The following is a 7245-nucleotide window of genomic DNA, read 5'->3' as shown; positions in this document are numbered from 1 at the left end:
GCCCCCACCAAGCGTTGAAGTTTATGACCCCAGTTGAATACCGGCAGGCGGCCTAGACTCCAGTCAAAACTGGCTCACCGAAGGGGGTAAGGACAGAGAGGGCTATCCTAACGGTCTGCCGAGGAGTTAGACATATGCGCCGATTTATGTCCCTCTCTGTTTTCATTGCCATAAGACTCGAATAGAAATTAGGGTTGGTGGCCCACAAAAGGGTTCGAGAAAAGCAAGATGTTGACTACCGCTACAGCGGACCGTTCATCCAAAACTAAACCTTGTTATGGACTTTTGCTACTTCGTCGGCATTGATATTGCCAAAGCGACCCTGGACTGGGCCGTCTACCATTCGCAGCAAGGGATGGTGCTGAGCCTACATGCTGACAATACCCTCAAAAGTATCAAGCAGACCTTGGCTCAGCTAAAAACTTTGCCGGGCTGGAACCCGGCTGAAGCTGTCTTTTGTATGGAACACACGGGCATCTATAATGCTCATGCTCTGGAGGTACTCTACGAGTCAAAATTCAATGTTTGGTTAGAGTCTTCCCTACAAATCAAACAGGCAGGCGGGATGCAACGAGGCAAGACCGCCCGGCGGCCCGGCGACAAAGTTGATGCCCAGCGCATTGCTCAGTATGCCTATCGCTTCCGCGATCAGATGCGGCTCTGGCAGCGCCCACTCGAAGTAGTGCAAAAACTGGCCTTTCTAAGCACCACTCGTCAACGGCTCAATCAGTCTTACAATCTGCTGGCGGTTCCGGTAGCCGAGCAAGAGACATTCATTAGCAAAACCCTCTAGAAGACGCTAAAGGGGAATGTCAAGAAATCACTAACGGTCCTCAAAAAGGAGAAAAAGGCGGTTGAAGCCCAAATTCACGACCTAATTCAGGCAGATGTCCGTTTAAAAGAATTGTTCGACCTAATGGTTTCCGTGCCGGGGGTTGGCCCCGTGATCGCCACTGAACTGCTGGTGGCCATCAATGAAATGCAGACCGTCAATGATCCTAAAAAATTAGCCTGTCATGCTGGTGTTGCTCCATTTGAATATCGTTCCGGTATCAGCATACGAGGCAAAACCAAAGTGAGTCACCAAGCGCGCAAACGGCTGAAAGCGGTTATCCACTTAGGTACTATGTCAGCGATCCAGGTGAAAGGAGACCTTCAGGACTGCTACGCCCGTAAGATAGGCGAAAGTAAGCCACCCATGTTGGTGCTCAATGCGGCTCGCAACAAGCTCATTCATTGCGTCTGCGCCGTTGTGCGCCGAGGCCAAAAATACAACAAAAATTACGCCCCAGCCCTTGCTTAATACATAGAAATAGGCGCGGGGCCATTCGTTTGAATGCCAAGTCAAATACACGTCTTTTCTTCATGAGTCCTTTGGGGGCTGTTCCCCAATGTGCCTAAAATCCGTCTCCAGTCAAATGTAGCAAGTCCAATAGCTTCCAACGAGAAGTATTGAATGCATATTCGTTCGCCAACTTGGCGCAGGTTCGAGAGATAGTTGACGGATGGCTGGACGATTATAACACTAGACGTCCTCATTAGGCCCTGGGCTTTTTAACACCGGTGGAGTACAAACAAGCGGCTTAGGCTCTAACCGTTACTGGCCTACTGAACAAGGAATAGTACAGAGTTTTCATAATGAGGGAAGTTACTCAAGAACGCCGTCCGATTCAGCACGACAATATCACAGAGCCACTTATGGATGGCAACTGAGATTGTGGTCAACAGGGCCGATGGATCACTAACTGTATCGATAATGATCAGTATCTTACGAAGATTCGGGTAATAAATGGAAAAGCTGTTTGGCGATCACGCTTACAATGGCGTATTTGCAACGAGTTATTCGAGTGAAGTATTGATCCCCCCGGCGACCCGGTTTGAGAGGGGTACATGTCTTGATTCAATACGTAGTTTTGTGCCCATCGCTAAACGGTGAGTCATTGAGCAGATTATTTTTGTAGACAAACTTCTTTCGCCGGATTGTTAGGGGCTGTAAGTCTATGATTTTTCTACGGTAGTCTGGATGTGATTGGCTAATAGTCAAGTTATTTTGCAATAAGATGAAGACTACACCCAATGAAGATTTCCCAATACGTTTTTAAGAAGTAATCATTGACTGTTCCGCATATATATATGCGGAACAGTAGCTAGTCAACAGTACATGGCAAAACCACTAATCACCATTGTAACAGTCGTTTACAACGCTAAGTTGACTCTTGAAGCTGCTATTAAAAGCGTATTGAGTCAAAAAAGAGATTTGTTTGAATATTGGATTGTAGATGGGGGTAGCACGGACGGTACAGTAGATATCATTCGTAAATACGAAATGCACCTTGGCGGTTGGATCAGTGAACCTGACAAAGGTATCTTTGATGCTATGAATAAAGGTATAGATCGCGCTGTTGGAGAGTGGATGTATTTTTTAGGAGCTGACGATATACTTTGTGATGGTATTCTGGAAAAAATAAGTAGCTACCTAAAAGGTGATCTTGCAGTGGTCTATGGAAACGTTTTATTAAATAATAATTACATTATGCGCTCTAAAATCGGGATGAGATGCTTATTAGAAAATAGGTTACACCATCAAAGCGCTTTTTATAATAGACGTTTATTTAACAATTTTCGTTATAATCAGAAGTTCGATATATGTGCAGATTATGAATTGACATTAAGAATTTATTTAAGCAAAGATAAACATCTATACATACCATATAATGTTGCTGTATTCGCTTCAGGAGGCAAAAGTGATATTTTGACTAGTAAAGATATAAACGAAATAAGAGGAATTTATTTGCAAAAACCAATTTTAAATAGTTTGATGAGTTTCATTATTAATTCATATTATTCGTATTTTAGAACAAAAATGTTTATAAAAAACTTACTTAGATTAAAATAAGTTTTTGACAAAATAGATCAGGCAAGTGTCGACAATTATTAATCTTTCAAAAATCGCTGGCGTTGTAGTTCTGTACAACAGTTCTTATAGTGTGTATAGTAACATAGCTTCATATGTATGTCAAGTTGAAAAGTTATATGTGGTTGACAATTCCACGCAGCCTAATTACGAGTTAATAGAGCTTCTCAGTAGAGAGAATAAAGTTATTTATCACTCCTTTAATGGCAATAAGGGCATAGCAACCGCGCTGAATTGGGCTGCTAATAGAGCTATAAGCGATGGCTTCATGGTTTTGTTGACCATGGATGATGACACGCGTACACCACATGGTATGGTTCATGAAATGGTGAATTTTTGGAATCAATATCCCCGGCAAATCGGTATCTTGTCGGGGCATCATCATACTCGACCTCTAGAAGATTTTAAGTTAGATAAGGTTTCTTCAAAAGAATTGCCATACACTCTGACGTCAGGAAATTTACTTAGCTTAGAAGCTTTTCAACTTGTTGGCTTGTTCAGGGATGATTTTTTTATCGATCATGTAGATCATGAATATGGGTTGCGTCTGAATCGTGCTGGGTTTTCAGTGGTTGAAATGAAAAATATCTGTTTAGAACATCGGCTAGGATACACACAACAAATTACGGTCGGAAAACATGTGCTTTTTACTTATGGGAGCCATTCGCCCACTCGTTTATATTATTTCGCTCGCAACGGAGTGTACATGGTACGTCGAGATTTCAAAGAGAATCCTAGATTTGCATACACGGTCATCAAAGAATTGACTAAAAGATGGATTAAAGCTTTATTTCTACAAAAAAATCGATTTGAACGAATAGGAATGTTAATGAAAGGGATTAATCATGGATGGAATGGTAAACTCGGTGAGTATAATACTGGCGAAAAATATTGACACATGGATATAGATTATAATGCTCTGCCCGAAATTATACTATGTGCATTGGGATTTTTTCTTATGTATTTTTTGCTTTACAAACGGTATATATACTCGATATTAGATCCTCTCTTTATTTATTATGTATTCACTTTATCTTTTTCAAGCGTTCTTGTTATTAATGTCTTAAATGGCGATGTTGCTGATTTAATTCACTTTTTTTTGTGCCACGTTTTTTTCTTTTTAGGTTTTTATATTGTAATGAATTTTTTTAAGAAATACATATGCTACACTAATTTTTCTATTTCGATAAATGACTTTTTTGATTACAAGGTATTGAAAGTAACTCTTTACTGTTTATTCGGTATTTATTTCATAGCTAATACCATTTTGTTTTATACAACTGGTTTTCCCCTGCTTAGTGACGATCCAACTGTGGCGAAGGTTGAAAATTTTGTTGAAGGATTTGGTATTATATTACTGATTAATATAGGTTTAGGTAATTTTGTGTTAACCACTTTGCTTTTTTTTGCACTTCTAGAACGAAAAAAAATATTTTTCTTGCTGTTGTTAGTAGTAATTATTTTGACTGCTCTAGAAGGATCTAAAGCTGGGTTAATTCGTATCTTAATTACGTTTCTCTTATTAGTTAATCATAGGTTTTTCAGTGATAAAAATATTACAAAGAAGTTTAAATGGATTACACCTTTGGGTTTGTTACTTGTTTTAGGCGTAGCACTTATAGTTTTATCAAAAGGGAGTGTTGACACAGATCAGACTATTTTTGCGTTTGTTAGAAGGTTATTATATGGTGCAGATTCTATTCTTTATTTTTATTTGCCTGTTAACCAGCAGTATTTTGATAAGTTTCACTTTTGGGAATATATACCATACTTTTTCGATCAAATATTAGGCTTTCTACGAATAGTGACACCTAAAGAAGCATTGGGTAACGTGATGGTGATGAATGCTTTCCCAATGATGGTGGGTACAATAGTAGGACCTAATACCGCATATTATATTGAAGGTCAAATATTTTTTGGGTATTTTGGGGCATTTCTGTACAGCATGATTGTGGGTGCAGTATACGCTTTCATTCGAGAGTATTATTTTAAGGCGAATTATTATTCTGCTTTTTGGTTTGTTCTGATTTGTTGCATTTTTCAACAAGCTAGTGCTTTGACAAATGAAGTTACTTTTTTTGTGTCTCAGGTATTTTACACCTTATTTTTTGTTGTGCCAGTGTATTTGTTAGTAAATTTGATTATACATGGCAAAATTAGATTTTATAAATTGCATTATTAAATTAATTTTTTTGTAATGCTTTCGTATAGGTAAATGATGATGAAACGAGTTAGCGTTTGCTTAGCCACCTACAATGGAGCTAGCTTTATCGAAGAGCAGATAGCGTCGATTTTGATTCAATTAGGTGCTAATGATGAGGTTATTGTGTCTGATGATTCATCAACAGATGATACTCTTAAAATTATAAAGAGCTTTAATGATGATAGAATTTCAATATTGCCGGGTCAGACATTTAAATCGGCAGTATTTAATTTTGAACACGCTCTTAAACACGCGAAAGGGGAGTATATTTTTCTTTCAGATCAGGATGATGTTTGGAAACTTAACAAAGTTGATCGGATTCTACATGAGCTTCGCGAAGCAGATTTAGTTGTTAGTAATTGTGATTTTATAGATGGTAATGGTAGGCAGATAGGTGTTTCATATTTTGATTTATATAAAGCTGGACCAGGTGTTTTAAAGAATTTTATAAAAAACTCTTATTTGGGAAATTGTATGGCTTTTAACAGACATGTTCTGCAAAGAATTTTGCCATTTCCTAAGCAATTGGAGAAAACAAGTAAAATGCTGTTATTCCACGATGTTTGGATTGGTTTAATTGGGAATATTTTCTTTAAAGTTAAATTCCTGCCGGAGACATTATCATCCTACAGGCGGCACAGTGGAAATGCTAGTCCAACAGAAATTAATGCTACAAGTCCGAATGGCTTGATTATAAAAGTCCGTTCACGTCTTTTAATCACGACGGCGTTGGTGAATCGAATAGTTAGGCGTACTTAGCTGACATATGAAAATTCTTTTGTACAGTATAAGTTACTCACCAGAGGTAGCAGGCTCAGGTCGATTCAATGGGGAGTTGACGGAATGGTTGGCTGAACACAATCATAAAGTGGATGTCATCACCGCGCACCCTTATTATCCCGAATGGCGTGTTCATCCACAGTACCGAAAAAAAATGTGGTTGAAGGAAAGTAGGGGACGTTTAACCGTCTACAGAACACCCTTGCATGTTCCTTCTACAGTCAATGGCAAAACTCGTATCATTCACGAACTATCATTTGTCATTGGATCGTTGTTTCATTGGGCACGACTATGTTTCACTAAATATGACGTCGTCATTGCAGTTTGCCCACCTTTTCACGTTGGATTTTTGCCTTTCTTATATAGTAAAATACGCGGTAGTTCATTTATATTTCATGTTCAGGATCTACAAGTAGATGCAGCGAGAAGTTTAGGCTTGATAAAAAGTAAAAAATTTTTGAATATACTTGATTTGAGCGAAAAGTTTCTTCTGAGAAAGGCTGATAAAGTGTCCAGCATCAGTGAGGGTATGAAACGTAATATTTTAAGTAAGGGTGTTAGTAATGAAAATTATTTCATGCTTGAGAATTGGGTAGACACTAATACATTTAAGCCTATGACTTTTAATGAATCTCTTAGGTCAGAATTAAGTTTTCTAAACACAGATAAGATAGCATTATACTCCGGCAATATTGGGGAGAAACAAGGTTTAGAGGTACTTATCGATACAGCATTTAAACTTCGAAAGTACAGTAATATAAAAATTGTAGTTTCCGGAGAGGGTGTCGCACGTGAACGTTTACAAAATTCAGCTACTCAAAGAGGGTTAAATAATTTGTTTTTTTTTCCACTGCGGTCATTTGAGGAGTTACCTCGTTTACTAGCTATGGCTGATATTCATCTTGTTATCCAGAAACGAGCCACTTCTGATTTAGTGATGCCTTCTAAGTTGACTGCTATTTTAGCTATGGGGGGAGCTTCAATTATATCAGCTGATAAGGGAACATCGTTAAGTGACACAATTACTGAATATAAGCTAGGGTGGGTTGTTGAACCGGAAGAAGCAACAATGTTGGCAGATGCAATAATTAGCGCCTTTAACTCTAGTGAGCTTTCGACCATAAGAGAAAACGCAAGAACTTATGCAGAGAATTTTTTAAACAAAAGTGCGATTCTCTCTAGATATGAAAGAATGCTTCAATCTATGGCAAAATGATTCTTGAATTCACATTTCTAGTGCACATCCTGGGTGATTGACCTCCCCCCAAATACTGGACCGCTCAGCGATTGAGGATCGGACGGTCATTTGTTCTCTTTTCACTGCCCTTTCCGACCTCATCAGGCGTTA

7 protein-coding genes and 1 pseudogene are annotated in these 7245 nt (G+C 38.6%); all 8 read left to right on the top strand.

Going from position 1 to position 7245, the window contains the following annotated elements:
- Window positions 1-277 precede the first annotated feature (277 nt).
- The 8 genes and pseudogenes from CLV58_RS28920 (at window position 278) to CLV58_RS27670 (ending at window position 7113) form a co-directional block, all read left to right on the top strand.
- Entirely contained in the window at window positions 278-793 is a 516-nt protein-coding gene (locus CLV58_RS28920; RefSeq protein WP_245882493.1) for an IS110 family transposase, read from the top strand.
- Between the two features lie 123 nt (window positions 794-916).
- The gene (locus CLV58_RS28915; protein WP_245882492.1) at window positions 917-1303 is read left to right on the top strand and encodes an IS110 family transposase; all 387 of its coding nucleotides are present in this window, start codon (window positions 917-919) and stop codon (window positions 1301-1303) included.
- Between the two features lie 140 nt (window positions 1304-1443).
- Window positions 1444-1542 (top strand): annotated as a pseudogene (locus CLV58_RS29340) (integrase core domain-containing protein); the annotation flags it as partial.
- Between the two features lie 619 nt (window positions 1543-2161).
- A complete protein-coding gene (locus tag CLV58_RS27690) occupies window positions 2162-2896 on the top strand; it encodes a glycosyltransferase family 2 protein (protein WP_106141091.1) in 735 nt (244 codons plus the stop codon).
- A gap of 25 nt (window positions 2897-2921) precedes the next feature.
- The gene (locus CLV58_RS27685; protein ID WP_170108822.1) at window positions 2922-3809 is read left to right on the top strand and encodes a glycosyltransferase; all 888 of its coding nucleotides are present in this window, start codon (window positions 2922-2924) and stop codon (window positions 3807-3809) included.
- Between the two features lie 3 nt (window positions 3810-3812).
- A complete protein-coding gene (locus CLV58_RS27680; protein WP_106141089.1) occupies window positions 3813-5096 on the top strand; it encodes an oligosaccharide repeat unit polymerase in 1284 nt (427 codons plus the stop codon).
- 39 nt (window positions 5097-5135) lie between these two features.
- Window positions 5136-5876, top strand: coding sequence for a glycosyltransferase family 2 protein (locus CLV58_RS27675; RefSeq protein ID WP_106141093.1), 741 nt, complete (start codon window positions 5136-5138; stop codon window positions 5874-5876).
- A gap of 7 nt (window positions 5877-5883) precedes the next feature.
- Window positions 5884-7113: a WcaI family glycosyltransferase gene (locus tag CLV58_RS27670; protein ID WP_106141088.1), complete on the top strand. Its 1230-nt coding sequence runs from the start codon at window positions 5884-5886 to the stop codon at window positions 7111-7113.
- The last annotated feature ends 132 nt before the right edge of the window (window positions 7114-7245 follow it).

Source organism: Spirosoma oryzae, from assembly GCF_003002825.1.
Lineage (GTDB): Bacteria > Bacteroidota > Bacteroidia > Cytophagales > Spirosomataceae > Spirosoma > Spirosoma oryzae.
Note: the sequence above shows the minus strand (reverse complement) of the source record. Positions and strands in the feature narration are given on the sequence as shown.

Bases quoted from the DNA above. Each gene is read 5' to 3' on its own strand.
- CLV58_RS27675 (WP_106141093.1), top strand. From the start codon at position 5,136: ATGAAACGAGTTAGCGTTTGCTTAGCCACCTACAATGGAGCTAGCTTT.
- CLV58_RS28920 (WP_245882493.1), top strand. From the start codon at position 278: ATGGACTTTTGCTACTTCGTCGGCATTGATATTGCCAAAGCGACCCTG.
- CLV58_RS27690 (WP_106141091.1), top strand. From the start codon at position 2,162: ATGGCAAAACCACTAATCACCATTGTAACAGTCGTTTACAACGCTAAG.
- CLV58_RS28915 (WP_245882492.1), top strand. From the start codon at position 917: ATGGTTTCCGTGCCGGGGGTTGGCCCCGTGATCGCCACTGAACTGCTG.
- CLV58_RS27680 (WP_106141089.1), top strand. From the start codon at position 3,813: ATGGATATAGATTATAATGCTCTGCCCGAAATTATACTATGTGCATTG.
- CLV58_RS27670 (WP_106141088.1), top strand. From the start codon at position 5,884: ATGAAAATTCTTTTGTACAGTATAAGTTACTCACCAGAGGTAGCAGGC.